Origin of the sequence: Elioraea thermophila (ex Habib et al. 2022) (assembly GCF_003336755.1) — a bacterium.
Lineage (GTDB): Bacteria > Pseudomonadota > Alphaproteobacteria > Acetobacterales > Acetobacteraceae > Elioraea > Elioraea thermophila.
In genome coordinates, this window is record NZ_QMDI01000002.1 from 802,186 (window position 1) to 828,979 (window position 26,794).

23 protein-coding genes and 1 pseudogene are annotated in these 26,794 nt (G+C 71.4%); 15 read left to right on the top strand and 9 right to left on the bottom strand.

The genetic code is table 11. The features are described from left to right. Nucleotides 1-34: 34 nt before the first annotated feature. The 10 genes from puhE to bchJ all read left to right on the top strand — a co-directional run bounded on the left by puhE (nucleotide 35) and on the right by bchJ (nucleotide 11,569). A complete protein-coding gene (puhE, locus tag DWB05_RS05660) occupies nucleotides 35-823 on the top strand; it encodes a putative photosynthetic complex assembly protein PuhE (RefSeq protein WP_114375834.1) in 789 nt (262 codons plus the stop codon). Between the two features lie 114 nt (nucleotides 824-937). Further along, nucleotides 938-2,149, top strand: coding sequence for a 5-aminolevulinate synthase (gene hemA, locus DWB05_RS05665; RefSeq protein ID WP_114375835.1), 1,212 nt, complete (start codon nucleotides 938-940; stop codon nucleotides 2,147-2,149). A gap of 23 nt (nucleotides 2,150-2,172) precedes the next feature. Then, a complete protein-coding gene (gene bchI / locus DWB05_RS05670) occupies nucleotides 2,173-3,252 on the top strand; it encodes a magnesium chelatase ATPase subunit I (RefSeq protein WP_456298223.1) in 1,080 nt (359 codons plus the stop codon). Between the two features lie 2 nt (nucleotides 3,253-3,254). Next, complete coding sequence (locus tag DWB05_RS05675; RefSeq protein WP_114375836.1) at nucleotides 3,255-5,003, top strand: magnesium chelatase subunit D; 1,749 nt, start codon at nucleotides 3,255-3,257, stop codon at nucleotides 5,001-5,003. Further along, nucleotides 5,000-5,887, top strand: coding sequence for an alpha/beta fold hydrolase BchO (bchO, locus tag DWB05_RS05680; protein WP_114375839.1), 888 nt, complete (start codon nucleotides 5,000-5,002; stop codon nucleotides 5,885-5,887). The genes DWB05_RS05675 and bchO overlap by 4 nt, the downstream gene beginning before the upstream one ends. A gap of 7 nt (nucleotides 5,888-5,894) precedes the next feature. Continuing rightward, nucleotides 5,895-7,427, top strand: a complete 1,533-nt coding sequence (locus DWB05_RS05685) for a phytoene desaturase (RefSeq protein WP_114375841.1) — start codon at nucleotides 5,895-5,897, stop codon at nucleotides 7,425-7,427. Further along, a complete protein-coding gene (locus DWB05_RS05690; RefSeq protein WP_114375842.1) occupies nucleotides 7,408-8,466 on the top strand; it encodes a phytoene/squalene synthase family protein in 1,059 nt (352 codons plus the stop codon). Before DWB05_RS05685 ends, DWB05_RS05690 begins: the two co-directional genes overlap by 20 nt. Nucleotides 8,467-8,551: 85 nt before the next feature. Continuing rightward, nucleotides 8,552-8,986 carry a hypothetical protein gene (locus tag DWB05_RS05695; protein WP_114375844.1) on the top strand — a complete coding sequence of 145 codons (435 nt, stop codon included), beginning with the start codon at nucleotides 8,552-8,554 and terminating at the stop codon, nucleotides 8,984-8,986. Between the two features lie 131 nt (nucleotides 8,987-9,117). After that, the gene (gene bchE / locus DWB05_RS05700) at nucleotides 9,118-10,851 is read left to right on the top strand and encodes a magnesium-protoporphyrin IX monomethyl ester anaerobic oxidative cyclase (RefSeq protein WP_114375846.1); all 1,734 of its coding nucleotides are present in this window, start codon (nucleotides 9,118-9,120) and stop codon (nucleotides 10,849-10,851) included. Nucleotides 10,852-10,858: 7 nt separating this feature from the next. Further along, nucleotides 10,859-11,569 carry a bacteriochlorophyll 4-vinyl reductase gene (gene bchJ / locus DWB05_RS05705; RefSeq protein WP_114375848.1) on the top strand — a complete coding sequence of 237 codons (711 nt, stop codon included), beginning with the start codon at nucleotides 10,859-10,861 and terminating at the stop codon, nucleotides 11,567-11,569. Here the strand turns inward: bchJ and DWB05_RS05710 are convergent. Then, nucleotides 11,493-12,287 (bottom strand): DUF2189 domain-containing protein, encoded by a 795-nt coding sequence (locus tag DWB05_RS05710; RefSeq protein ID WP_114375850.1) that lies wholly within the window; start codon nucleotides 12,285-12,287, stop codon nucleotides 11,493-11,495. The two genes, bchJ and DWB05_RS05710, sit on opposite strands and share 77 nt — an antisense overlap. Nucleotides 12,288-12,507: 220 nt before the next feature. Between DWB05_RS05710 and DWB05_RS05715 the strand changes: the two genes are divergently transcribed. Further along, nucleotides 12,508-13,230: a superoxide dismutase gene (locus tag DWB05_RS05715; protein WP_114375852.1), complete on the top strand. Its 723-nt coding sequence runs from the start codon at nucleotides 12,508-12,510 to the stop codon at nucleotides 13,228-13,230. A 53-nt stretch (nucleotides 13,231-13,283) separates the two neighbouring features. Here the strand turns inward: DWB05_RS05715 and DWB05_RS05720 are convergent, their stop codons facing one another. After that, nucleotides 13,284-14,396, bottom strand: coding sequence for a PA0069 family radical SAM protein (locus DWB05_RS05720; protein ID WP_232818405.1), 1,113 nt, complete (start codon nucleotides 14,394-14,396; stop codon nucleotides 13,284-13,286). 127 nt (nucleotides 14,397-14,523) lie between these two features. Here DWB05_RS05720 and DWB05_RS05725 point away from each other — a divergent pair, with 127 nt between their 5' ends. Further along, nucleotides 14,524-15,183, top strand: coding sequence for a TIGR04283 family arsenosugar biosynthesis glycosyltransferase (locus DWB05_RS05725; protein ID WP_114376577.1), 660 nt, complete (start codon nucleotides 14,524-14,526; stop codon nucleotides 15,181-15,183). 19 nt (nucleotides 15,184-15,202) lie between these two features. Here the strand turns inward: DWB05_RS05725 and moaB are convergent, their stop codons facing one another. The 3 genes from moaB to DWB05_RS05740 form a co-directional block, all read right to left on the bottom strand. Beyond that, entirely contained in the window at nucleotides 15,203-15,748 is a 546-nt protein-coding gene (gene moaB, locus DWB05_RS05730) for a molybdenum cofactor biosynthesis protein B (protein WP_114375857.1), read from the bottom strand. 36 nt (nucleotides 15,749-15,784) lie between these two features. Continuing rightward, nucleotides 15,785-17,608, bottom strand: a complete 1,824-nt coding sequence (locus DWB05_RS05735) for a lytic transglycosylase domain-containing protein (RefSeq protein ID WP_114375859.1) — start codon at nucleotides 17,606-17,608, stop codon at nucleotides 15,785-15,787. A gap of 118 nt (nucleotides 17,609-17,726) precedes the next feature. Continuing rightward, on the bottom strand, nucleotides 17,727-18,596 hold the full coding sequence (locus tag DWB05_RS05740) for a uracil-DNA glycosylase (protein ID WP_114375861.1): 870 nt from the start codon (nucleotides 18,594-18,596) through the stop codon (nucleotides 17,727-17,729). Between the two features lie 70 nt (nucleotides 18,597-18,666). Between DWB05_RS05740 and DWB05_RS05745 the strand changes: the two genes are divergently transcribed. From DWB05_RS05745 to DWB05_RS05755, 3 genes and pseudogenes are all read left to right on the top strand, one after another. Beyond that, nucleotides 18,667-20,295: an electron transfer flavoprotein-ubiquinone oxidoreductase gene (locus DWB05_RS05745; protein ID WP_114375863.1), complete on the top strand. Its 1,629-nt coding sequence runs from the start codon at nucleotides 18,667-18,669 to the stop codon at nucleotides 20,293-20,295. A gap of 49 nt (nucleotides 20,296-20,344) precedes the next feature. After that, nucleotides 20,345-22,108 carry a tetratricopeptide repeat protein gene (locus DWB05_RS05750; protein ID WP_114375866.1) on the top strand — a complete coding sequence of 588 codons (1,764 nt, stop codon included), beginning with the start codon at nucleotides 20,345-20,347 and terminating at the stop codon, nucleotides 22,106-22,108. A 26-nt stretch (nucleotides 22,109-22,134) separates the two neighbouring features. Further along, nucleotides 22,135-23,022, top strand: a pseudogene (locus DWB05_RS05755) (4-(cytidine 5'-diphospho)-2-C-methyl-D-erythritol kinase); the annotation flags it as partial. Here the strand turns inward: DWB05_RS05755 and DWB05_RS05760 are convergent. The 4 genes from DWB05_RS05760 to DWB05_RS05775 all read right to left on the bottom strand — a co-directional run bounded on the left by DWB05_RS05760 (nucleotide 23,007) and on the right by DWB05_RS05775 (nucleotide 26,789). Next, entirely contained in the window at nucleotides 23,007-23,285 is a 279-nt protein-coding gene (locus DWB05_RS05760) for a hypothetical protein (RefSeq protein WP_114375870.1), read from the bottom strand. The pseudogene DWB05_RS05755 and the gene DWB05_RS05760 overlap by 16 nt on opposite strands. A 199-nt stretch (nucleotides 23,286-23,484) precedes the next feature. Beyond that, nucleotides 23,485-24,114 carry a 3-isopropylmalate dehydratase small subunit gene (gene leuD / locus DWB05_RS05765; protein ID WP_114375872.1) on the bottom strand — a complete coding sequence of 210 codons (630 nt, stop codon included), beginning with the start codon at nucleotides 24,112-24,114 and terminating at the stop codon, nucleotides 23,485-23,487. A gap of 2 nt (nucleotides 24,115-24,116) precedes the next feature. After that, the gene (leuC, locus tag DWB05_RS05770; protein WP_114375874.1) at nucleotides 24,117-25,517 is read right to left on the bottom strand and encodes a 3-isopropylmalate dehydratase large subunit; all 1,401 of its coding nucleotides are present in this window, start codon (nucleotides 25,515-25,517) and stop codon (nucleotides 24,117-24,119) included. A gap of 3 nt (nucleotides 25,518-25,520) precedes the next feature. After that, nucleotides 25,521-26,789 (bottom strand): c-type cytochrome, encoded by a 1,269-nt coding sequence (locus tag DWB05_RS05775; RefSeq protein ID WP_114375877.1) that lies wholly within the window; start codon nucleotides 26,787-26,789, stop codon nucleotides 25,521-25,523. Nucleotides 26,790-26,794: the final 5 nt, after the last annotated feature.

Genomic DNA, 26,794 nt, shown 5'->3' on the forward strand with positions numbered 1-26,794 from the left:
GCCGCATGACGTCCGGTCCCGGGAGCCACCACCGATGACGGAGATCGCGGCCGCCATGCTCGCGACCCTGTTCGTCTGGTGGTTCTCCACCGGAGCGATCTTCTGGCTCGACGGTCTGCCGCGCCGCACGCATCGGATCACGGTGGGTGCCGCCACCGCCCTCCTCTGCGTTGCCCTCTGGGGCATCTCGGCGACCGCGCAGGACCCCACCCCCTCGGGGGCCTACCTTTCCTTCGCCGCGGGGCTGATGGTCTGGGCCTGGGTGGAACTCACCTTCCTCACCGGCCTGATCACCGGGCCCAACCGCACGCCACGCCCGCCCGGGTTGTCGCTCTCTCGCCGTTTCCGGCTCGCGGTCGGCGCCATCCTCTGGCACGAACTGCTCATCCTCGCCCTCGCCGTCGTCGTGTTCGCGCTGTCGTGGGGTGGGGAGAACCTGGTCGGCGCCTGGACCGTCGCCATCCTCTGGGCGATGCGGACCTCGACCAAGCTCAACCTGTTCCTCGGCGTGCGCAACACCTACGCCCAGCTCCTGCCGCCCGCGCTGCACCACATCGCGAGCCACTTCACGCGCGCGCAGATGAACCCACTCTTTCCGACGGCGGTCACGGCGGCGGGCGTGCTGGCGGTGGTCCTGCTCGCGGCGGCATTCTCGGCCGAGCAAGGGTCCTTCGCCGCCTCCGCCTTCGCCATCCTCGGCACGCTCGCGGCTCTGGGCGCGATCGAGCACGCCTTCCTGATGTTGCCGCTGCGCACCGAAGCGCTCTGGGCCTGGTCCCTCGGCGAGCGGGCGCAGCGCAACGGCACTGCCGCAGCACCATGAGACGGGTGCCATGAAGCGCTGCGGTCTGATCCACATCAACGCAAGAACCACACCCCCGGCGGAGCATTCGACTGCGTCGGGACAAGCCCCATTCGGCGAGGAGACGGGACAGTCATGAACTACGAAGGCTTTTTCCGCCGCGAACTCGACCAGCTCCGTCGCGAGGGGCGCTACCGAACCTTCGCCGATCTCGAGCGCCATGCGGGACGCTTCCCGCGCGCCACGCATCATCGCCTGAAAGGCGGCGCGCCGGTCACCGTCTGGTGCTCGAACGACTATCTCGGCATGGGGCAGCATCCGGCGGTGCTCGCCGCCATGCACGAGGCGCTCGATCGCTGCGGCGCCGGCGCCGGCGGGACGCGCAACATCGCCGGCACCAACATCTATCACGTGGCACTGGAGAAGGAGCTCGCCGACCTGCACGGCAAGGAAGCGGCACTCCTGTTCAACTCCGGCTACATGTCGAACTGGGCCACGCTCTCCACCCTCGCCGCGCGGCTGCCGAACTGCGTGGTGCTGTCGGATGCCGGCAACCACGCCTCGATGATCGAAGGCATTCGCCACTCCAGGGCGGAGCGGATCATCTTCAAGCACAACGACGTGGATGATCTCCGCCGCCACCTCGCCGCGCTCGATCGCGACCGGCCGAAGATCATCGCCTTCGAGAGCGTGTATTCGATGGACGGGGACATCGCCCCCATCGCCGCGTTCTGCGACCTCGCCGAGGAGTACAATGCCCTCACCTATCTCGACGAGGTGCACGCGGTCGGCCTCTACGGCGCGCGCGGCGGCGGCGTGTCCGAACGCGACGGGGTGGCGCACCGGGTGGACATCATCGAAGGCACGCTGGGCAAGGCCTTCGGCGTGGTCGGCGGCTACATCACCGGTTCCGCCAACCTGGTCGACTTCGTGCGCTCCTACGCCTCGGGCTTCATCTTCACCACCGCCCTTCCGCCGGCCGTCGCCGCCGGCGCGCTTGCCGCCATCCGACACCTCAAGCGCTCTTCGGCCGAGCGCGAGGCGATGCACGCCAACGTCGCCCTAGTTCGCCGCCGGCTCGACGAGGTGGGCGTGCCGCACCTCGCCAACCCGAGCCACATCGTGCCGGTGATGGTGGGCGACCCGGTGCTGTGCAAGCGGATCAGCGACATCCTGCTCGAGCGCTACGCCATCTACGTGCAGCCGATCAACTACCCGACCGTGCCGCGCGGGACGGAGCGTCTGCGCATCACGCCCTCGCCGCTGCACACCGAGGAGGACATCGACCACCTGGTCGGCGCCCTCTCCGCCATCTGGTCCGACCTCGCCCTCAAGCGCGCCGCCTGAGGCGCGGCGCGCGCGGAGTTCCCGTGCCGGACGACGCGATCCCTCGCCGCGGCGGCGCCTCCGTCGTCGCCACCCGCAAGCCGACGCGCCGCCCGCCCTTCCCCTTCACGGCCATCGTCGGCCAGGAGGAGATGAAGCGGGCGCTCCTCATCGCCGCCGTCGATCCGTCGGTCGGCGGCGTGCTCGCCTTCGGCGATCGCGGCACGGGGAAATCGACCACCGTGCGCGCGCTGGCCGCCCTGCTGCCGCCGATGAGCGTCGTTCAGGGCTGCCCCTACAACTGCGCCCCCGATGATGCCGCCGGCCTCTGCCCGGCCTGCACGCACGGGGGCGAACCGCAGGTCGCCTCGGTTCCCGTGCCCGTGGTCGACCTCCCGCTCGGTGCGACCGAGGATCGCGTGCTCGGTGCGCTCGACATCGAACGCGCGCTGGCCGAAGGGGTGAAGGCGTTCGAACCGGGCCTGCTCGCTCGGGCCCATCGCGGCTTCCTCTACATCGATGAGGTGAACCTGCTCGAGGATCACCTCGTCGACGTGCTGCTCGACGTCGCCGCCTCGGGCGAGAACGTGGTCGAGCGCGAGGGCATCTCCATCCGCCACCCTGCGCGCTTCGTGCTGGTCGGTTCCGGCAACCCGGAGGAGGGCGAGCTGCGCCCGCAGCTTCTCGATCGCTTCGGGCTTTCGGTCGAGGTCCGCACGCCCGAGGACATCGCCACGCGAATCGAGGTGGTGAAGCGTCGCGATGCCTACGAGCGCGACCCCGTGGGCTTCGCTGCGTCCTGGGCGAAGGAAGAGACGAAGCTACGCCGGCAGATCGTTTCGGCCCGCAATCGGCTGGGCAAGGTCGCGGTGCCGGATGGCGCGCTCGATCGCGCCGCCCGACTTTGCCTCGCCCTCGGCACGGATGGGCTGCGCGGTGAACTGACGCTCATGCGCGCCGCCCGCGCGCTTGCCGCCTTCGAGGGCGACCCGGCAGTGACCGATCACCACCTGCGCATCGTCGCCCCATCGGCGCTCAGGCATCGGCTGCGTCGCAACCCGCTCGATGAAACCGCCTCCACCACGCGGGTCGAGCGGGCGCTCGCCGAAGTGTTCGGAGGCTGACCATGGCGGAAGCGGGACCGGCCTCTCCCGCTGCCGATGCCGCAATGGCCGCCTGCCTGTTCGCGCTCGACCCCAGGGGCTGCGGTGTGCTGCTGCGCGCCCGCCCCGGCCCTGCGCGCGATGCTTGGCTCGCGCTGTTGCGCCGCCTTTGGCCCGACAATCGCCCGTTGCGCCGAGTGCCCGTCGGCATCCCCGACAGCCGGCTGCTCGGCGGGCTCGATCTCGCCGCCACCCTCGCCGCCGGCCGTGCCGTGGCCGAGCGTGGCGTGCTCGCCGAGTGCGATGGGGGCGCGATCATCCTCGCGATGGCGGAACGTCTCGAACCCGGCACCGCGGCGCGGATCGCGCGCGCCATCGATGAGGGCGAGGTGGTGCTCGAGCGCGACGGGCTGACGCGGCGCCTGCCGGCGCGGTTCGGCGTCGTCGCCCTCGACGAGGGCCTGGCCGAAGACGAGGTCGTGCCCCGCGGGCTCGCCGATCGTCTCGCCATCCACCTCGCGCTCGACGAGGCCCTCCTGCCCACGCGGATGGGAGAGACGGACCTTGATGCCGCGCGTGCCCTCCTGCCGCGGGTGACGGCGGATGAGCGTGCGATCACCGCCCTGGTGTCGGCTGGCCTCGCCTTGGGGATCCACACGTTGCGCGCTCCCCTGCACGCGCTCGCCGTCGCCCGCGCCGCCGCCGCTCTCGCCGGCCGCAGCGCGCTCGCCGAGGACGACATCGCGCTCGCCGCCCGGCTGGTGCTCGCCCCCCGCGCCACCCGTCTGCCCGCCCCGCCGGAAGGAGCGGACAACCCGGAGCCCGAGGAACCGCCCCCACCGCCGCCGGAGGAGGACCCGACCACCGAGACCGATCCCCGCCCGCTCGACGACCTCGTCCTCGAGGCAGCCAAGGCGGCGATCCCGCCCGATCTCCTCGCCGACCTGCAGGCGGGGCTCGGGGCGCGGCGTGGCGCACGCTCGGCCGGTCGTCTCGGTGCCGAACGGAAGGCGCGCCGTCGCGGCCGCCCTGCCGGCACCCGACCTGGCGCCCTGCGCCCCGGCGAACGCCTGGCCCTGGTCGAGACCATCCGGGTGGCCGCACCGTGGCAGCGGCTGCGCCGCGCCGAACGGCCCGCGAGCGGCATCACGCCGCGCGTCATCGTGCGCCGCGAGGACATTCGCCTCGTCCGCTTCAAGGCGCCGACGGAACGGACGGCGATCTTCGCCGTCGACGCTTCGGGCTCCGCCGCCCTCGCTCGGCTTGCCGAGGCGAAGGGTGCCGTCGAGATGCTGTTGTCCGACTGCTACGTGCGTCGCGACACCGTCGCCCTCATCGCCTTCCGCGGCAGTGCGGCGGAGATCGTGCTGCCGCCGACCAACGCGCTGGCGCGGGCCCGTCGGGCGCTCGCCGGCCTGCCCGGCGGCGGCGGCACGCCGCTCGCCTCGGCCCTCGACCTCGTCGGCAAGCTCGCCGACCAGGTGGCGCGGCGCGGACGCACGCCGATCGCGGTGCTGCTGACGGACGGCCGCGCCAACGTCGCGCGCGACGGCACCCCTGGCCGGCCCAAGGCTGAGGAGGACGCGCTCGCCGCGGCGCGCCAATTGCGTACGCAGCGGCTGCCGGCGATCCTGATCGACACCGCGCCCCGCCCGCAACCGATGGCGCAACGGATCGCTGCCGAAATGGGGGCCCGCTACCTCGCGCTGCCCTACGCCGACGCCGAGCGTCTCTCGCGCGCGGTCCGGGCGGGGATGGAGCTGCACCCATGAGCCGCCGCCCCGACTGGGCGCATGACGGGCGCGACTGGCCGAACCGCGAGGCGAGCCGCTTCCTCCCCGCCGCCGGCATCGTCTGGCACGTGCAGGTGATGGGCGAGGGCCCCTGCGTGCTGCTGCTTCATGGCACGGGGGCGGCGACGCACTCCTGGGCGCGTGTGTTGCCGCTGCTCGCGCGGCGCTTCACCGTGGTCGCCCCCGATCTGCCGGGGCACGGCTTCACCGACGAACCGCCCGAACCGCTCCTCACCCTGCCCGGCATGGCGCGCGGGGTGGGCGACCTGATGCGCGCCCTCGGCCTTCGCCCCGTCCTGATCGCCGGCCATTCCGCCGGCGCGGCGATCGCCTGTCGTGCCGCGCTCGACGATCGGCTCGACCCGCGCGTCATCGTCTCGATCAACGGCGCCATCGTGCCGATCCGCAACGGGCCCGGCGATCTCGCCTGGTTTTCCGATCTCGCCCGCTTCATGGTGAGCCTGCCGGTCGTGCCGTGGTTCCTCTCCTGGCAGGCGGCCGATCGCGGCACGGTCGAGCGCGTGTTGCGCGGCACAGGGTCGGAGATCGGCCGCGAGTCGCTCGAGTTCTACACGCGCCTGTTTCGCCGGCCCGGCCATGTCGCCGCTGCCTTGGGCATGATGGCGGCCTGGGACCTGCACGGGCTGACGCGCGACTTGCCGCGGCTTCGCCCCGACCTCGTGCTCGTCGTCGGCGCGAACGACCGCACCGTGCCACCCGGCGATGCCGACCGCGTGCGGGCCCTCGTGCCGCATGCCCGCATCGTTCGCCTCCCTCGCCTCGGTCATCTCGCGCACGAGGAGCGCCCCGATCTCGTCGCCGCGCTGATCACCGAGGCGGCAACGGAAACCGTTTCGCCATGATCGCGCCATGCTGACCGAAGCGCCCGTCCGCCCCGCCCCTACGATCGCGCAGGATCGACGCCCGCACGCCATCGTCATCGGCTCGGGCTTCGGCGGCCTTGCCGCCGCGGTGCGGCTCGGCGCGCGCGGCTTCCGGGTGACGGTGCTGGAGCGGCTCGATCGTCCCGGTGGCCGGGCTCGCGTGTTCCAGCGCGACGGATTCACCTTCGACGCCGGCCCCACCATCATCACCGCGCCCTTCCTGCTCGAGGAGCTGTGGGCGCTGGCCGGCCGGCGGCTGGCCGACGACGTGCGCATCGTACCCTGCGAGCCCTTCTATCGCATCCGCTTCCACGACGGCGCGATCTTCACCTACTCGGGCGACGAGGCGGCGATGCGGGCCGAAGTGGCGCGCTTCTCGCCCAATGACGTTCCGGGCTGGGAACGCTACATGCGCCTTTCCGAGGAGACCTGCCGCATCGGCTTCGAGGGCTTGGGCCACGTGCCGTTCGGCACGCTCGCCGACATGCTGCGCGTCGTACCCGACCTCATCCGGTTGCGCGCCTGGCGCAGCGTCTATTCGGTGGTCTCCGACCACATCCGCGATCCGAAGCTGCGCATCGTCTTCTCCTTCCACCCGCTGCTGATCGGCGGCAACCCGCTGGCGGCGAGTTCGGTCTATTGCCTGATCCCCGCCCTCGAGGCGCGCTGGGGCGTGCATTTCGCCATGGGCGGCACGGGGGCGCTGGTGCGGGGCCTCGCTGACCTGGTCAAACACGTTGGCGGAACGATCCGCTATCGCGCAGAGGTGTCGCGGATCGAGGTCGAGGCGGGGCGCGTGCGCGGCGTCCGCCTCGCCGACGGGGAGACGGTTCCGGCCGACATCGTCGTCTCCAACGCCGATTCGGCCTTCACCTACGCGAGTCTGCTCGCCCATCTCCCCCGCCGGCGGTGGACCGACCGCCGGCTCGCCCGCGCCCGCTACTCGAACGGCTTGTTCGTCTGGTATTTCGGCACGCGTCGACGCTACGAGACGGTCGGCCACCACACCATCATGATCGGGCCGCGTTACGAGGAGCATCTGCGCGACATCTTCCGCCGCAAGGTCCTCGCCCCCGACTTCTCGTTGTACCTGCACCGGCCGACCGCGGCCGACCCGACCTTGGCCCCTCCCGGCTGCGACACCTTCTACGCGCTCGCCCCGGTGCCCAATCTGGAGTCGCGAACGGATTGGGGCCGCGAAGCCGAACCCTTCCGCGCCCGCATCGCCCGTTACCTCGAGGAGACGCTGCTGCCCGGGCTGTCGTCGGAGATCGTCGTCTCGCACGTCGCGACCCCGGTCGACTTCGAACGCGACGTCCTCTCCCCGCGCGGGGCGGGGTTCGGGCTTGAGCCGATCCTCACGCAAAGCGCGTGGTTCCGCCCGCATAACGAAAGCGAGGAGGTGGCGGGGCTGTATCTCGTCGGGGCCGGCACCCATCCCGGCGCGGGTGTGCCCGGTGTCCTCTCTTCCGCGCGTGTGCTCGATACGGTGGTGCCCGATGCCGCCCGCTTCCGCTGACCTGCCCACCTGGGCCGACCACGCCAACTGCCGGGCACTCCTGCGCGCGGGCTCGAAGAGCTTCTTCGCCGCCTCGCTTCTGCTGCCGCCGCGCGTACGCGACCCGGCCTGCGCCATCTACGCCTTCTGCCGCCTCGCCGATGACGCGATCGACATCGAGGAGGGTCGGCTCGGCGCGCTCGCGCGCCTGCGCGAACGGCTCGATCGCGCCTATGCCGGGCGGCCGTTCCCGATCTCGGCCGACCGCGCTTTCGCGGAAGCCGTGTGGCGTTTCGGCATTCCGCGCACCTTGCCCGAGGCGCTGCTCGAAGGCTTCGCTTGGGATGCCGAGGCGCGACGCTACCCCGATCTCGCGAGCCTGCACGCCTATGCGGCGCGTGTGGCCGCCTCGGTGGGCGCGATCATGGCGCTGCTGATGGACCAGCGCGACCCCGACGTGCTCGCCCGCGCCTGCGACCTCGGGGTGGCGATGCAACTGACCAACATCGCGCGCGACGTCGGCGAGGATGCTCGCGCCGGGCGCCTCTATCTGCCGCTCGATTGGCTTGCCGAGGAGGGGATCGACCCCGATGCCTTCCTGGCCGCGCCGCGCTTCACGCCGGCCCTCGGGCGCGTGGTGGCGCGGTTGCTCGCCGAGGCCGAGCGCCTGTACCTGCGCGCCGAAGCCGGCATCGCGCGCCTGCCGGCGAATTGCCGGGCAGGGATCGGGGCGGCGCGATTGATCTACGCCGAGATCGGCCGGGCGGTGGAACGGAACGGCCTCGATTCCGTCTCCGCCCGCGCAGTGGTGCCGAAGTCGCGCAAGGTGATGCTGCTCGCGGCCGCCCGTGCGAAAAGCCTGTTCTGGCCGCTCACCCATCTGCGCGCCCCGCCGCTCGAGGCCACGCGCTATCTGGTCGAAGCCGCCGCCTCCGCCTCGCCGGCAGCAGCACCGGCGCGCGGCTTCGATGCGCGCGTCGCCTGGCTCGTCTCGCTGTACGACCGGCTGGAACGGCGTGACCGCGCCCCGCGCACCTTGCTTGCCCGCGCCGCACGCTGACCAGTTTCCTGTTGACCTGAACGGGTCCGACGGTTGCAGCATTGCCGATCGACGCACCCGCGTCTCCGATCGATGGAGGAGACCCATGCAGAACCTGATCGGCCCTCCCCTGCTTCTGATCGCCGCTGTCATCGTCTGGTTCGCCTATGCGCGCCGGCGCAAGATCCTCGCGGCGGAACGCGCGATCGCCGCTGCCGGCCTGCCCGATCCCCGGCCGCCGCTTCACCCCTCGCTCGTGGTGATCGGCGACGTCGTGCCACCGCTGATGATGGGCGGCCTCGTCTTTCTCGGCCTCAAGCTGACGCTCGCCTACGCGGTGGCGGGCGAGGCACTGGGTGTCGGCCTGCTCGATCTCGTCGGTGCGCTCGGCCTGCTTGCCGCCTACGGGGTGTGGCTGCGCTGGAAGACGCAGTATCGCCCGATGCCGGAGGGCTGGGTGATGCCGGCCGTCGCCACCGCCCCCGTAGCCGCCGAGACGCTCGCACCTGCCCCGCGGCTCGGTCCATCGGCCGCCGCCTGAGCCCTGTCGGGCCGGCGCGCCGCCCGTCGAACGCACCGGCAGCAGGCTGCGCGCTTGATCCATCGCAAGGCGACGTGCGGCCTTTTCGTTACGGTTCTCCTACCCGCCGATCCGCGGGAAGGATGAACCGAATGCGTATCGTTCTCGTCCACCCCAACTACCACTCCGGCGGTGCCGAGATCGCCGGCAACTGGCCGCCCGCCTGGGTGGCCTATTTGGCCGGCTACCTGAAGGCCGGCGGCTACTCGGACATCGTCTTCATCGATGCGATGACGGACGATCTCTCCGAGGACCAGTTGCGCGAGCGTCTGCGCGAATTCTCGCCCGACGTCGTCGGTGTGACCGCGATCACGCCCTCGATCTACCGGGCGGAACGCACGCTGCAGATCGCGAAGGAAGTTGATCCGGGCATTGTCACCGTGCTCGGCGGCATCCACGGGACGTTCATGTACGCGCAGGTGCTGACCGAGGCGCCGTGGATCGATGCCGTGGTGCGCGGCGAGGGCGAGGAGGTGTTCCTCAACCTCGTCCGTACCGTCGATGAGGGCCGCTGGCCGCAGCAGCGGCACACGGTGCGCGGCATCGCCTATCGCGAGGAGGATCGCATCGTCGCCACCCCGGCCGAGCCCCCGATCGCCGATCTCGACCGGATCTCGCCCGACTGGGGCATCCTCGACTGGCCGAAATACATCTACATCCCGATGAACACGCGGGTGGCGATCCCGAATTTCGCCCGCGGCTGCCCCTTCACCTGCACCTTCTGCAGCCAGTGGAAGTTCTGGCGCGACTACCGCGTGCGCGATCCGAGGAAGGTGGTCGACGAGATCGAGCACCTGGTGAAGGAGCATCAGGTCGGCTTCTTCATCCTTGCCGACGAGGAACCGACCATCAACAAGAAGAAGTTCGTCGCCTTCTGCGAGGAGCTGATCGCCCGCAAGCTGCCCGTGCTGTGGGGCATCAACACGCGCGTGACCGACATCCTGCGCGACGAGGATCTGTTGCCGATGTACCGCAAGGCGGGGCTGATCCACATCAGCCTCGGCACCGAGGCTGCCGCCCAGCTCAAGCTCGATCGCTTCAACAAGGAGACGACGATCGCGCAGAACAAGAAGGCGATCGAACTGTTGCGCAAGAACGGCATCGTTTCTGAGGCGCAATTCATCGTCGGTCTCGAGAACGAAACGGTTGAGACGCTGGAAGAGACCTATCGCATGGCGCTGGACTGGGACCCGGACATGGCGAACTGGGCCATGTACACGCCCTGGCCGTTCAGCGACCTGTTCCAGGAGCTCGGCGACAAGGTCGAGGTGTTCGACTTCGAGAAGTACAACTTCGTCACCCCGATCATGAAGCCGGACGCGATGGATCGCGGCACGTTGCTCGACCGCACGATGCACAACTACCGGCGCTTCTACATGCGCAAGGCGTTACTCGGCTACCCGTGGATCCGCGATCGCGAGAAGCGGCGTTACATGCTGGGCTGCCTGAAGGCGTACGTAAAGTCCGGCTTCCAGCGGAAATTCTACGATCTCGGCAAGTTCGGCTACTGGGGCCCGCAGACGAAGAAGCGGCTGAAGTGGGGCTTCGACATGTCGCGCAAGCTCGAGGCCCTGCCCGATGCCGCACCGCCGAACGCGGTGTGGAAGACGGTGCATCGCCGCAAGCCGAAAGGCGGCACGCTGCGCCCGGCGGAGATGGTGAAGGTCTGCGGTGGCGGGGTCGACCAACTCGAGGAGAGCCTTGCGCCGACCGCATCCGAAGCTGCGGAAGCGCCGAAGCCCGCGAAGCGCATCGAGTTCGTCAAGGTCTGCGGCGGCGGCAGCGAGCAGTTGCCGCAAAGCGCGGACAGCCGCCCGAACGCCTGAGGCGGCGATGGACGGCGGCGCCGCACCCCGCCCGGCGGGCAACGAAGCGCCGCAGGCGGGCCGGATTGGCCCGAATGCGATCACCCGGTTCGTCGAAGCGCTGGAGGCGGGCTGCGGAGCAGGGATGACGGCGCGGGTGTTCGCGCAAGCGGGCCTCACGCACCACCTCCTCAGCCCGCCCGAGGCGATGGTGGTGGAAGGCGACGTCGTCGCGCTGCATCGGGCCGCCCGCGCGCTGCTCCCGCCCGAGGTGTTCGAGGCGGTGGCGCGCGATGCCGGCGAACGCACTGCGCGCTACCTGCTCGCCCATCGCATTCCCCTGGCCGTTCAGCGGCTTTTGCGCCTGCTGCCGCCCGCGCTTGCGGCGGGCGTGCTGGCCGGGGCGATCGCGCGCCATGCTTGGACCTTCGCGGGTTCCGGTCGTTTCCGAGTCGATCGCGGGCCACCGCTTGCCTTCGTCATCGCCGATGGCCCGCTCGGCCGCGGGCTGCACACCACCACTCCCGCTTGCGCTTATTTCGCCGCCACCTTCGAAGGCCTCTTCCGCGCCTTGATCCACCCCGAGGCCAAGGTGACGGAGACGGCCTGCCAGGCGGCCGGCGCGCCGGCCTGCGTGTTCACCGCCACTTGGCCCGCCGGTGTCACCAGGCGACCACGCGCCGATACAGGTGCCAGGTGGCGTGGCCGAGGATCGGCAACACCACCGCAAGCCCGATGAGGAGGGGCAGCGCGCCGAGGACGAGCAGCACGGCAACGGTGAGTCCCCACAGGATCATGGGAACCGGATTGCGGGCGACGGCGGCGAGAGAGGTGCGCACAGCCGTCCACGGATAGGTCGGCCGATCGAGCAGGAGCGGGAAGGAGACCACGGTCAGGCTCAACACGAGAACGGCGTAGAGGAAGCCGACCCCGTTGCCGATCAGGATCAGCCGCCAGCCCTCAGGGCTGGACAGGGCGGCGCCGAGCAGGGCGCCGATCGTCTCGCCGTGCGGCCCGTCGCCGAGAGTGGCGAGCCAGATCAGCCGGGCGGAGACCAGCCAGGCGAGGAAGATCGCGAACAGCATCGCGCCGAGCACGAGGATCGACCCGAGCGCTGGCGAACGGAGGGCGGCGAAGGCCGTCAGCAGGGAGACGGGCTCGCCGCGCTCGCGCCGGCGGCTGATCTCGTAAAGGCCGAGCGCGACGAGAGGCCCCATCAGCGACAGGCCGGCGAGCAGGGGGAAGAGCAGCGGCAACAGGCCGCCGGTGGCGAAACGGGCGGCGATGAAGCCGACGATCGGGTAGAGCAGCCCGAGAAACACGATCTGCGTCGGCATGGCGCGGAAATCCTGCCAACCGCGTGCGAGCGCCTCGCGGAGGTCTGCGACCGTGATCCGCCGGATGGTCGGGGAGACATCGCCGGGGGCGACCCCGTGCCCGACGATGACGTCTGCCATGACGAACCTCCTTGCCGTTGCTGCCGGCGCGACCGCCGCGACGGCCACGCCAATCTTCGTTCTTCCCGGAAACGAAACGATATGACGGCCCGGCCGCGCACTCGATCACGGAAGCGTGTGATCCGCGTTTCGTGAAGGGACGTCGGCCGCCGGCGGACAATGCCGCCGCCCGGTGCTACAAGAGGCGACAAACACGACCACGCACGGGAGACCACGCCAGATGACGCTCACCCGCCGCACCAGCCTCCGGCTCGGCCTCGGCCTCGCTGCCGCCGCGCTCGCCCCTTCGGCCCGCATCGCCGTCGCACAGGCGCAGGGGCCGTTCACCCTTCCCCCGCTGCCCTACCCGTTCGACGCCAACGAGGCCGCGATCGACGCGCGGACGATGGAAATTCACTGGCGCTTCCACCACGGCGCGCAGGTGAACAACCTCAACGCGGCCGTCGCCGGCCACAGCGCGATCGCGCAGATGCCGGTCGATCAGATCCTGATGAAGCTCGCCGAGATGCCGGAGAGCGTGCGCACCGCCATCCGCAACAATGGCGGCGGGCACGTCAACCACTCGATGTTCTGGCTGATCATGGGCGGCAAGGGCGGCGAACCCACCGGTGAACTCGCTGCCGCCATCAGCCGCGACTTCGGCAGCTTCGATGCGTTCAAGGAACAGTTCGAGCGCGCCTCGAACACGCTGTTCGGCTCCGGCTGGGCGTTCGTCACCGTCTCGCGCGAGGGCCGGCTCGCCATCGTGCAGAAGCCGAACCAGGACAGCCCGCTGATGGACGGCAACCGCGTGCTGATGGGCAACGATGTTTGGGAGCACGCCTATTACCTGCGCTACCAGAACCGCCGGGCGGAGTACGTGCGCAACTGGTGGAACGTGCTCGACTGGGGGAAGATCGCGGAGCGCTATGCTGCCGCGAAGGCCGGCACGCTGACCATCTGACCCCGCCACGCGCCACCACCGGCAACCACGGCGGGCGCGGGGCTGAGGGCGCGTCAGAGCAGGGCGAGCTGACGCGCCTCGGTCCCCTCCCACCTGCGGGGCGGCGTGAAGGCGGAACAATCGAGGCCTGCGCGCGGGCCGTCGAGGCCGAGACGCCGCGCGGCGATTTCGAACCGGCGCGCGAGTGTGGCGGCGTAGACCCCCTCGCCCGAGAAGCGCGTACCGAAGCGCGGATCGTTCAGCTTGCCGCCCCGCGTCTCGCGAATGAGCGCAAGCACGCGCGCCGCACGCTCCGGGTAGTGGGTGGTGAGCCACTCGGTGAACAGCTCGCGCAACTCGTTCGGCAGGCGCAGCAGCACGTAGGCGGCCGAGGTCGCGCCCGCGCGCGCGGCAGCCTCGAGGATCCGTTCCAGTTCCGCGTCGTTCAGCCCCGGGATCATCGGCGCGGCGAGCACGCCCGCGGGAACGCCCGCCGCTGCAAGCGCGTTGATCGCCTGCAGTCGGCGGCCAGGGGTGGCGGCACGCGGCTCCATCAGCCGGGCGAGTCGCCGATCGAGGGTAGTCACGGAGAGGTGGACGCGCACCAGGCGATGCCGCGCCATCTCGGTCAGCAGGTCGAGGTCGCGCAGCACGAGAGCCGACTTGGTGACGATGGTGCAGGGGTGGCGCGCCCCGAGCAGCACCTCAAGGATCGCGCGCGTGATGCCGAGCCGGCGCTCGACGGGCTGATAGGGGTCGGTGTTCGAGCCGAGCGCGATCGGACGCGGCACGTAGCCGGGCCGGCTGAGCTCGCGCGCGAGCAAGCGGGGCGCCTCGGGCTTGAACAGCAGCTTCGTTTCGAAGTCGAGCCCGGGCGACAGGCCGAGCCAAGCGTGCGAGGGCCGGGCGTAGCAGTAGATGCAGCCGTGCTCGCAGCCGCGATAGGGGTTGACCGCGCGATCGAAGCCGATGTCCGGGCTGTCGTTCCAGGCGATCACGCTGCGGGTCGCATCGCGGGTCAGCGTCGTGGGCAGCGGCGGAGGGTCGCGCATCTCCTCTTCCAGCGTGCCCCAGCCGTCGTCCACCGCAACGGAGACGAAACGGTCATAACGGCAGGGTGGGCTCGAGACCGCGCCGCGCCCCTTGCGGACTTGCGCCATCGGAGACCCATGCAGAGAGCCGTCCATCTCTCCCCTCTCCCCGCGAACCGATGGCGGAAGGATGCCGACCCGCGCCATACCGGTCAAGAACAAAACAAGAACGCTTCCAGGTCGGGAACTCGAACCGCGCCTGATGCTCTGGCAGGCTCGGCCCATGGACCTCGCCGTCGTCATTCCCACCCTGAACGCGGGCCGGTCTCTGCCCGCCACGCTCGGCGCGATCGGCGGCGTGCCGCGCGAGATCATCGTCGCCGACGGCGGCTCATGCGACGACACGCTGGACATCGCTCGCCGCTTCGGCTGCCGAAGCGTCGTCGCCCCCCGCGGGCGGGGAAGCCAGCTCGCCGCCGGCGTCGCCGCGGCAGAGGCACCCTGGCTCCTCCTCCTGCATGCCGACACGCGCCTCGCCCCCGGCTGGGCCGAGGCCGCCGCGCAGCACATGGCCGCCCGTCCGGACAAGGCCGGCTATTTCCGCTTTCGCCTCGACGATGACGCACCGGTGGCGCGGCGGCTCGAGCGCGCGGTGGCCTGGCGCTGCCGCGTGCTCGCCTTGCCTTATGGCGATCAGGGCCTGCTGATCGCGGCAAGCCTGCTCCGCGCCATCGGCGGCATCCGCCCCATCCCCCTTATGGAAGATGTCGACCTCGTCCGCCGCCTCGGGCGCGCCAGGCTCGTCGCCCTCGAGGCCGAGGCGGTGACCAGCGCGGCGCGTCACCGCCGCGACGGCTACCTGCGACGCAGCGCCCGCAACCTCGTACTGCTGGGCCTGTGGGTCGCAGGGGTGCCGCCGCGCCTGCTCGCTCGCCTCTACTGAAGACCATTCGCAGGAAGCATCATTCCGCCGCCGGCAGGTGCTCCTTCAGGCGCGGCATCAGCTCGACCAGGTTGCACGGGCGGTGGCGATTGTCGAGCTGGAAGCGCAGGATCTCGTCCCAGGCGTCGCGGCAGGCGGAGGGCGACCCCGGAAGCGCGAACAGGTAGGTTCCCGCCGCGACCCCGCCCAAGGCGCGCGACTGGATCGTCGAGGTGCCGATCTTCTGGTAGCTCAGCATGCGGAACAGTTCGCCGAAGCCGTCGATCGGCTTCTCGATCACCCGCGCGAAGGCTTCCGGTGTGACGTCGCGGCCGGTGATGCCCGTCCCGCCGGTGCTGATGACGACGTCGATCGCGGGGTCGGCGATCCAGCGCCGCAGCACCGCCTCGATCGCATCCGCCTCGTCGCGCACGATCTCGCGCGCGACCACGCGGTGCCCCGACCCGGTGATCCGTTCCACCAACGTATCGCCGGAACGGTCCGTTTCGAGCGACCGCGTGTCGGAGACGGTCAGCACCGCGATGTTGACGGGGATGAAGGGTCGCGTGTCGTCAATCCGCGCCATCGTTGCTGCCTTTCCCGGCGGGTGGGAGCGTGGCGGTCAGTTCAGGCGTTGGCGTCCGGCCAGGCCATCGCCGCCCATTCCTCCGGCCGTCATCTGCTCGGCATGAGCATAGCGGGGGAAGCGCCCAGAGGCGAGGGCGTCGAGCGAGGGAGCGGGGCGCCGCAGCCGGCTGGCATAGATCCAGGAGAAGGCGAGCACGCGCTGCACGTAGGCCCGAGTCTCGTGCACCGGGATGGCCTCCAGGAACAGGAGCGGATCGTTCCCATGGACCATCGACTGCGTCATTCGCACGAGCGAACCGGGCCCGGCGTTGTAGGCGATCAGAAGGCGCAACAGATCGCCGTCGATCTCCGGCCGCCGTGCCAGGTAGGTGATGTAGCGGCTGCCGATGTCGAGGTTGAGTTCGAGCTCGTGCAGGCGGTGCCGGGCGCGGCCGGCGAGCTCCGGCTGGCCGGCGACGTAGCTTGCGGTGAGCGGCATGATCTGCAGCACGCCGCGCGCCCCGGCGCGGCTGACGGCCCCCGCATTGAAGTTGCTCTCGACACGGGCGATCGCGAGCACGAGGGCGGGATCGACCGCCGTCTCGTCCGGCCGCCACGCGGGCAGCGGGAACAGGGCGTAGTCGCGCGGCCGGCCGTCGCGGCTCTCCACCAGCGGCGCGATGCGCATCGCCAGATCGGCCATGCCGGATTGGCTGGCGACGACCAGGATGGCGCGGGCGAGGGCGGCGTTCTCCGGCGCCGCGGCGGCGAGACGCCGGAGCTCGCCCTCCGCTCGCTCGGCCTGGCCGACCTGCAGCAGGGCGAGCGCGCGCAACCCTTGCGCGGTCTCGGCCAGCACCGCGACCTCGTTCTCGCCGACGATCTCACGTTCCCAGGCGAAGCCGGACGGCAAGCCGAGGGCGCGGCGGGCGAGCAGGCCGTAGAAGCTTCGGGTCGCCTGCCCCGCCTCGAGAAGCCAGGGCACATAGGCGCGATGGTCGCGCAGGCGAAGGGCGGAGCGTGCCGCCCAGAAGGCGGCCGCCGCGCGGCGCGCCGAGGAGCCGACGGGGGCGCGGGCGGCGCGCTCGAACAGGCGACGCGCGTCTTCGATGCGGCCCTGGCGCCAAGCGGCCAGCCCGCCCGCCCAGGCGAGATCGGCGACCTCGAGACCTGCCCCGCGGGCGAATTCCCGGCTGACGGCGAGCGCCTCGGCGTCCCGGTTGCGCAGGAACAGGCCCAAGGCGATCTCCCCGGCGAGACTGGCGGCGTAGGCGGCATCGAGGGTGCGTGCCGTGCGCAGGACGGCGAGCGCGGAGGCGGGATCGTCGTTGCGCAGGTGCGCGCGGATCGTCCGGTCGAGCGCCGGGTTGCGCGCGATCGATCGCGGCGGCTGGGGCGCCTCGTCGACCGAGGCGTCCGGATCCGGCAGCAGCGGCTCCTCCGGCTCCGGCGGCAGCACCGCGCCACGTGGGCTGCGTGCCCTGAGCAGGCGATGGATCCGCCCGGCGTCGGGATGGTCGGCGTGATTGGCGAGCCACGCCGTAAGCTCGTCGGGGCGCGCCCGCCAATGGGGCCCGAGCAGGCGGTCGGCCAGCACGTGACCGACGAGCAGGCGATCGTGCAGCTTGGCGATCTCGGCATCGGCCTGCGCGAAGCGCCCCTGCGCCTGCGCAGCGAAGATGCGCCGATAGGCCGCTGCGTCCGTCGGGCCGAGCACGGCGGGAAGCCCCGAAGGTCCCGCGTGCGGGCGCGGCACCATCAGCGCCATCTGATCCTGCCCGCGGGCGGCGGGTGGCCCGCCGGCGATGGCAAGGAGAGCCGCCCCCAGGATCAGCCGCGCGGTACGCCCGCGCAGCCCGGCGTGATCCATCCCCTGCATGACACTCTCGCGTTAACCGACGGGGAAAGCAGGCGTCTACGCCGATGTGTGGGACGAATCCCGCGGATCGAGATCCGCCTCGCGCAATCAATCCGCTATCGAGCGATCCTCGTGTGCCTTAGTTTCGCCCAACTTGTGGCAGCAGCGTATCGAGGCGGCGACGCAACAGTATCAGGTCGGCCCACGCCTCTCGTTTCGCTCCCGGGTTGCGCAACAGGTAGGCCGGGTGCAGCGTCGGCAAGGTCGGGATCGGCGCGGCGAGAGGCGGGATGTCCAACAGGCGCCACCGTCCGCGCAGTCTTGTGATGCCCTCGCGCGCGCCGAGCAGCGCCCGCGCCGGCACCCCGCCCGCGAGCACGAGGATTTTCGGTTGCGCCAGCGCAATGTGCCGGCGCAGGAACGGCAAGCAGACGGCGATCTCGCCGTCGGTCGGGCTGCGGTTGCCGGGCGGGCGCCAGGGCAACACGTTGGTGATGTACACCGTGCCGTCGCGACGGGAGAGCCCGATCGAGGCGAGCATCCGATCCAGCAGCTGCCCCGACGGCCCGACGAAGGGCAATCCCTCGCGGTCCTCCTCCGCCCCCGGCCCCTCGCCCACCAGCATCACCGGCGCAGCCGGCGAGCCGTCGGCGAAGACGAAGTTGGTCGCGGTCTCGCGCAGGGCGCAGCCCTCGAAGCGGGAAAAGGTCTCGCGCAGCGCCTCGAGCGTCTCGGCCGAGGCGGCCAGCCGCTCCGCCTCGGCGACCGGGCCGGCGACCGGGCCGGCGACGGGCTGGGCGGCGGGCAGCACGGCAGGACCAGCGGACGCGTCAGCGACGCGCCGAGACGGCGGCGGCGTCGCGACCAGCCCGCGGGCCGCCACGGCACGAAAACGGTCCTGCGGGGCGTCCGCGAGCGCCTCGTCCGCCCCCCAGGCGATCTGAAGCGCAAGGGCCCACAGGATCTCCGTCGCCTCCGACCCGCTCCGCCCCACCGTCTCGCCGGGCATCCTCACCTCCTGCCCTCCCCAACCGCGCAGAATGGCCTTATCTGGGCCGGGCGCAATCGGGGGTGCGGAGATGACGCGCGAGCGAATGGAGTTCGACGTGGTGATCGTCGGTGCGGGGCCCGCCGGGCTCGCCTGCGCGATCCGCCTCAAGCAGGCCGCCGCCCAGGCCGGCCGCGAGGTCTCCGTCTGTGTGCTCGAGAAGGGAGCGGAGGTGGGGGCGCACATCCTCTCGGGTGCGGTGATCGAGACCCGTGCGCTCGACGAACTGTTGCCCGATTGGCGCGCGCTCGGCGCTCCCATCACCACGGCGGCACGCAAGGACCGCTTCCTGTTCCTCACCGAAAGCCGCGCCATCCCGCTGCCCACGCCGCCGCAGATGCACAACGAGGGCAACTGGATCGTCAGCCTCGGCCAGGTGTGCCGCTGGCTCGCGAACCAGGCGGAGGCGCTCGGGGTCGAGATCTACGCGGGATTCGCCGCCGCCGAGGTGCTGTACGAGGGCGACCGCGTGGTCGGTGTCGCCACCGGCGACATGGGCCTTGCCCGCGACGGCACGCGCAAGCCCTCGTACCAGCCGGGAATCGAACTGCGCGCCACCTATACCCTGTTCGCCGAAGGCTGCCGCGGCCACCTCACCAAGACGCTCGAGGCACGCTATGGCCTGCGCGAGGGGCGAAGCCCGCAGACCTACGCCATCGGGCTCAAGGAGCTGTGGGAGGTACCGAAGGACAAGCACGAGCCCGGGCTCGTGCTGCACACCATCGGCTGGCCGCTCGATCGGCACACCTATGGCGGTTCGTTCCTGTATCATTTCGGTGACAACCTGATGGCGTACGGTTTCGTCATCGGGCTCGACTACCGCAACCCTTGGCTTTCGCCCTATGACGAGCTGCAGCGCTTCAAGCTGCACCCGAAGATCAGGCCGTATTTCGAGGGCGGTCGCAGGATCGGCTACGGGGCGCGCGCGTTGAACGAGGGTGGGCTGCAGGCCATTCCTCGCCTCGTCTTCCCGGGTGGCGCGATCATCGGCTGTGCCGCGGGTTTCCTCAACGTGCCGAAGATCAAGGGCACGCATACGGCGATGAAGTCGGGCATGCTGGCGGCGGAAGCGGTGGCGGAGGCGCTTGCCGGCAGCCGCCCAGACGTTCTCGAAGCGTATCCTTCCGCCCTCGAGAAATCCTGGGTCTGGGACGAGCTTCGCCGTGCGCGCAATATCCGTCCCGCCTTCGCCCGCTTCGGCCTTTGGGGCGGCCTCGTCTACGCTGGGCTCGACACCTATCTGCTGCGTGGCCGCGCGCCGTGGACCTTCTCCCACCACGCGGACCACGAAACGCTCGAGGAGGCGGCACGCGCCGCGCCGATCGACTACCCGAAGCCGGACGGCACGCTCACCTTCGGCAAGCTCGACTCGGTCGCCCTCGCCAACGTGGCGCACGAGGACGACCAACCGGTGCACCTGCGGCTCGCCGACCCGGACCTCGCCATCAGCCACAACTGGGCGCGCTACCGCAGCCCGGAGACGCGCTACTGCCCGGCGGGCGTGTACGAGATCGTCGGCGCCGAGGAGGGCAAACCGAGGCTCGTCATCAACGCCGGCAACTGCGTCCACTGCAAGACCTGCGACATCAAGGACCCTCGGCAGAACATCACCTGGGTGGCCCCCGAAGGCGGGGGCGGCCCCGCCTATGCGATGATGTGAGGGACGCAGGGTCGTGGCGCTCGTTGCCGCGCTGCGATAGCCTTACGGCATGGCAGGGTTTCCTTTCAGCAGACGCCTTTCGCCGCAGGCCCGTTCGCAGCGTCGGCTCGCCCTGCTGGCGCTCGTCCTCCTCACCGCCTGCGCCTCCGCCTCGCCGCCGACGGGTGGGGCATCCATCAGCGCCGGCAGCGAGGCCAGGTTCCGTCCCACTGGGGCCTTCGGTGCCTATCTCGCCGGCCGGTTCGCGACCGCCGAAGCGGACACCGAGGCGGCCGCCCGCTTCTTCGCCTCCGCCCTCGCCGCCGATCCGGCCAATCCGGAACTCCTGCAGCGGAGCTTCGCCGCCGAACTCGCCGACGGGCGGGACGCGCTTCCGCTCGCCGGCCGGATCCTGGAGCGCCAGCCCCAGGCGCTGATGCCGAACCTGGTGGTGCTCGCCTCCGAGGTGCGCGCCGGCCGGTTCGACCTCGCCGAGGCCCGGGCGCGGGCGCTGCCGCGCGAGGGAGCAGGCCAGCTGCTGCAGCCTCTTCTGCTCGCCTGGGCGCAAGCCGGTCGGGGGGCTTGGGACCAGGCTCTGGCCACCCTCCGCCCACTCGCGGAAGGGCCGCGCTTCCGCGCCGTCTACGCGTTGCATGCCGGGCTGATCGCCGACCTCGCCGGCCGCCCGCGCGAGGCGGAGCGATTCTTCCGTGCCGCCGAGGCGGAAGGCTCGCCGTCGCTGCGCACGGCCGAGCTTCTCGCCGGTTTCGCCAACCGCGAGGGGCGACCGGAGGAGGTGGGGCGGATCCTCGCCTCGGCCATCGCCGGCAGCGAGGAGGCGGCTCTCGCCGAGGCACGCCTCGCGCGCGCTCCGAACCGTCGCGCCGTCAATTCGGCAGCGGAAGGGATGGCGGAGGCGCTCTATTCCCTCGCCGCACCTCTGCGACAGCAGGAGGCGTCCGAGTTCGCGCTGGCGCTGCTGCGCATCGCGCTTCTTCTTCGCCCGGACTTTCCGCCCGCCAAGCTGCTGATCGCCGACATCCTGGAGGGGGAACGCCGCTTCGAAGCGGCCGCCGCCCTGCTGCGCGCGGTGGATCGCTCGAGCCCCTACGCGCCGCTCGCCCGAATCCGTCTCGCCGTCGTGCTCGATCGGCTCGACCGTACGGCCGAGGCCCTCGCTTTGCTCGACGCGCTCGCCGCCGAGGAGGGCCGCCCGGAGCCCCTCGCCCGCAAGGGCGACATCCTGCGCGGGAGAAGCCGGTTTCGCGAGGCGGTGGAGGCCTACGACGCCGCGATTGCTCGCCTCGGGCCGCCCGAACGTCGGCACTGGGTGCTCTACTACGCGCGGGGGATCGCGCACGAACGCGCCAAGAACTGGCCGGGCGCCGAGGCCGATTTCCTGCGCGCGCTCGAGCTTTCGCCCGACCAGCCCTACGTGCTGAACTACCTCGGCTACTCCTGGGCGGATCAGGGACGGGAACTCGCCCGCGCGCGGCGCATGCTGGAACGCGCGGTGGAGCTTCGGCCGCATGACGGGCACATCGTCGATTCCCTCGGCTGGGTGCTGTTCCGCCAGGGCGACTATCGCGGCGCGGTGCGCTGGCTGGAACGCGCGGTCGAACTTTTACCGCGCGATCCGGTGATCAACGACCACCTCGGTGACGCCTACTGGGCGGTGGGCCGACAGGTCGAGGCGCGCTTCCAGTGGCAGCGAGCGCTTGCCCTCGGCCCGGAGCCGGAGGAGATCCCGAAGATCGAGAGCAAGCTGCGCAGCGGCCTCGCCCTCCCACCGGCGGCGGTCGCGGCCGACAGCGCGGCACCCACACCGCGCTGAACCGAGGCCCCCTCACGCGCCCTGCGATGTCGGAACGGGAGAGCGGCGCCGTCACCGAGCTCGCACGGGCCAAGGTCAACCTGTTCCTGCACGTGGTCGGCCGCCGCGCGGACGGCTATCACCTTCTCGACTCGCTGGTCGTGTTCGCCGAGGCCGGCGACCTCGTGACCGCCGCACCGGCCGAAACCCTGTCTCTGACCGTCACAGGGCCGTTCGCCGCCGGCCTCGAGACGGGGGGTGGCAACCTCGTGCTGCGCGCTGCGCGTGCCCTCGCCCAAGCCGCGAGAACGGGTGCTGGGGCGCGTCTCACCCTCGACAAGCGGCTGCCCGTCGCCTCGGGCATCGGCGGCGGGTCGGCGGATGCCGCCGCCACGCTCAGAGCGCTCGACCGCCTCTGGGGCCTCGGGCTCGACGAGGCCCGGCTCGCTGCGATCGCGCTGTCCCTCGGGGCCGACGTGCCGGTCTGCCTCGCGTCCCGTCCGTCACGGATGGGCGGCATCGGCGAGGTGCTCGCAGCCGCCCCACGCCTGCCCCGCTTCGGGCTCCTGCTCGCCAATCCCGGCGTGCCGCTGGCCACGCCCGCCGTGTTCGCCGCTCGCCAGGGGCCTTTCGATGCACCGGCCGTCCTCCCCGCGGGGTGGCCGGAGGTGGTGGGCATGGCACGCGATCTCGCGCGGCTCCGCAACGGGCTTGAGCCGGCGGCGCGAGCGCTCTGCCCAGCCGTCGCCCAGGTCCTCGACGCGCTGTCCGTCCTGCCAGGCGTGCTGCTCGCCCGACTTTCGGGGTCGGGCCCCACCGCCTTCGCCCTGTTCGCCACGGCCGAGGAAGCCCGCGCCGCCGAGCGCAGGCTCCGCACCGCCTACCCGGACTGGTGGCTGGCCGCCGGCGAAGCGGGTGATCAGGCGGTGGAGAGCAGGAAACCGAGCGCCGGCAGCGGCCGCCAACGCTTGGGAATGTCGGAGCGGCGGATCGGCGCCACCGAATAGTGCGGCACCGGCTTGCGCTGGCGAATGAGCAGGTGCTCGTAGGCGCGAACCTGCTGCACCCGCCACGCGCAATCGGCCAGTGCGGCGGCGCGCGTGCGATAGACCTCGGCGATGCGGTCGGTCTTCGCCACCGTCGCCACCACGGCCCAGAGCGTATCGTCCCCTCGCGGAAGCCTCTCGACGGTGCTCACGGTCGCCCGATCGATCCTCGCCCTGCGGGTTCAGTTTGGCATGGCGAAGGCTGGCAAGAAAATGGGCCGGCGGCTGGGAGGTCGAACTGCCGCCGGCCCCTTCTGCGGGCGACCATCCGCCGGGAAAGACGATCGCCCAAACAACTCAAGCGTATCCGGCGGCACCTTTCCGCCGTTGGGCCGAAAGATGAACATCGCGTCATGTTTCCGCCGCGCCGAGCCACACCCAGGGCCGCCGGCGACGGTCCTCCGCCTGCCAGGCTTCGATCAACTCGGCTTGGCGCAGCGTCAGCCCGATGTCGTCGAGGCCGAGCAGCAGAGCCTCGCGGCGATCGGGGTCGATGACGAAGCCGTGCGCCGCGCCGTCGGGGCCGACCACCGCCTGTCGCTCGAGATCGACCGTGACGCGCGCATGGTCGGGGTCGGCCTCGATCTGCGCGGCGAGGCCGCGCACCGTCTGTTCCGGCAGCACGACCGGCAACAGGCCGTTCTGCAGCGCATTGCCGGCGAAGATGTCGGAGAAGGAGGGCGCAATGACGGCGCGGATGCCGAGGCCGGCAAGCGCCCACACCGCCGCCTCGCGGCTCGAGCCGCAGCCGAAATTCGGCCCCGCGAGCAGGATCGGGGCGCCGCGAAACGGGGCGCGATTGAGAACGAAATCCGGCTCCTCCGATCCGTCCGCGCGGAAGCGCCAGACCTCGAACGCGAAGCGCCCCATCGCCTCCTTCGGCGTGCCGACCAGGCGCTCGGCACGGATGATGACGTCGGTGTCGATGTTGGGCTGAAGGAGTGGGGCGGCCGGCCCCGTGACGCGGTCGAAACGCTGCATGCTCAGAACGGCTTGCGGATGTCGACGATGCGCCCGGCGATGGCGGAGGCCGCGGCGGTCGCCGGCGAGGCGAGATGGGTGCGGGCGCCGCGGCCCTGACGGCCGATGAAGTTGCGGTTGGAGGTGGAGAGGCAGCGCGCCCCGGCCGGCACCGCCTCGCCGTTCGCCGCGACACAGAGCGAACAGCCGGCCTCGCGCCAGGAGAAGCCGGCGGCGCGGAAGATCCGATCGAGCCCCTCGGCTTCGGCAGCGCGCTTGACCCGTTCGCTGCCGGGCACGACCCAAGCGGTGACGTGCGGCGCGACCTTGCGCCCGGCGACGATCGCCGCCGCCTCGCGCAGGTCGGAGAGCCGCGCATTCGTGCAGGAGCCGATGAACACCCAGTCGACGGGCACGCCCTCGAGCGGTCGGCCGGGCTCGAGCCCCTGATAGGCGAGGGCGGCCGCCCAAGCCTCGCGCCGCGTCGCGTCCGGCGCCTCATCGGGCGAGGGGACGGGTCGGTCGATCGCGATCACGTGCTCGGGACTCGTGCCCCAGGTCACCTGCGGCGCGATCCCGCTCGCCTCCACGGCAAGATCGATGTCGAACACGGCCTCGTCGTCGCTGCGCAAGTTCCGCCAGGCGGCGACGGCCTCGTCCCACGCCGCCCCGCGCGGCGCGAAGTCGCGCCCTGCGATCCAGGCGAACACCGTCTCGTCGGGAGCGATAAAGCCGATCCTCGCCCCCATCTCGATCGAGAGGTTGCACAGCGTGAGGCGGGCCTCGACGGGAAGGGCGCGCACCGCTTCGCCCGCCCACTCGATCGCGCAACCGGCACCTGCGCCGGCGCCGAAGCGGCCGATGGCGGCGAGCACCGCGTCCTTTGCCGTCGTTCCCGTCGGAAAACGCCCCTCGAAGCGCACGCGCATGGCGCGCGGCTTGGCGAGCCGCAGTGTCTGCGTGGCAAGCGCATGCGCGAGTTCCGAACTTCCCACCCCGAAGGCGAGCGCGCCGAGCCCGCCCTGCGTGCAGGTGTGGCTGTCGCCGCAGATGATGGAGAGCCCCGGCAAGGCGATGCCGAGCTCCGGCGCCATCACGTGCACGATGCCCTGCCCGTCCTCGCCGAGGTCGAACAACCGAATGCCGTGCCGCCGTGCTCCGTCGCGCAGCATCGCCACCCCTGCCGCGCCGGCGCGGAACGTGTCGGCGGTGCGACCCGGCGCGGTGGAGACGGCGTGATCGGGCGTGGCGAAAACGAGAGCAGGGTTGGGCACGCGATACCCCTTCTCCGCCACCTCGGCCAGCGCACGCGCGCCCGAGAGGTCGTGCAGCAGGATGCGATCGATGTGGATCACGTCCCGGCCACCGCCGGCCGGAGCGATCCGATGCGCCTGCCACAGCTTGTCGAGCAGGGTCGCTGCCACGGTTCAGCCGCCGGTGGCGATCTCGAGGAAGTCGAGCAGCGCCTCGAGATCCTCGCGGCTGCCCACCACCTGCTCGGGCATCTTCGTCCCCGGCGTGTAGGCGGAAGGGCCCAAGGTGAAGAGTGCGGCCACCGTCTCACGCGTCCAGACGATGTCCATCCGCCGCAACGCTTCGGAGTAGGAATAATCGGGCACCGTGGCGATGCGCCGGCCGAACAGGCGCGCAAGGGTCGGCCCGGCGCGGTTGGCGGAGTCGCCCTTCAGCGTGTGGCAGGCCGCACAGGCGCGGAACACCCGTGCGCCCGGGTGGTCGGAGGCGACCTCGACTTCGGCGAGCCCTGCCGCACCGAGATGCACCCCCGTCTCCGCATCCCAGCGCCGCACCATCCGGTCCGTCCCGCCCGTCCACAGCACGCCGTCCGGGGCGAAGGCGACCGCCCAGACGGGAAGCCCGGGGCCGGAGAGAGTGCGCAAGAGCCGCCCATCGGGCAGCGACCAGATCGCGACCGAACCGCGGATGCCGCCCGCCGCGAGGCGGTTGCCCGCGGCATCGACGGCCAGCGTGATCACCGGTGCCGCCCCCCCCTCCAGCCTGCGAAGCACGCCGCCCGTGCGCGCGACGAGGCTCACCGTTCCCTCCGCCCCGGCCACGGCCACCGTGCCGTCGGGGAGAACGGCCAGCGCGTTCAGCGGCAGGCCGAGCTCGGCGAGCGGTTTCGGCGCCGAACCATCCAGCGGCCACAGCCGCAGCGTGCCGTCGTAACCCGCCGAAACGACAGCGGAGCCGTCGGGCAACCAGCCGACCGCGTTCACCGCGTTGTCGGCATGGCCTTCCAGCACGCGGGCCGGCGCGTCGGCCTCGAGGTGCCAGAGGCGGACGGTGCGGTCCCAGGCCGAGGAGACAAGGAGCCGCCCGTCGGGCGAGACGGCGAGCGCGGTCACCTTCGCCTCGTGGCCCGTGAGGATCCGTTCCGGACCCGTGCCGTCCGCCCGCCAGAGCAGGATCCGCCCGTCGTCGCCGCCGGTGGCGAAACGCCCATCGCGGGCGAAGGCGATCGCGTTCACCGCCCCATCATGGCCGCGCAGCACCGCCTCCGCGGCATGGCGGGCGGGAGACCACAGGATGGCCGAGGCATCGAAACTGCCCGAGACGACCCGGGAACCGTCAGGGCTCACGGCGATCGCCTTCACTGGCCCGCCGTGGCCGCGCAGGTCGGCAGCCGCAGGCGCGGCGAGGAGCAGCGAGACGATGACGAGCGCGAAACGACGCATGCGCG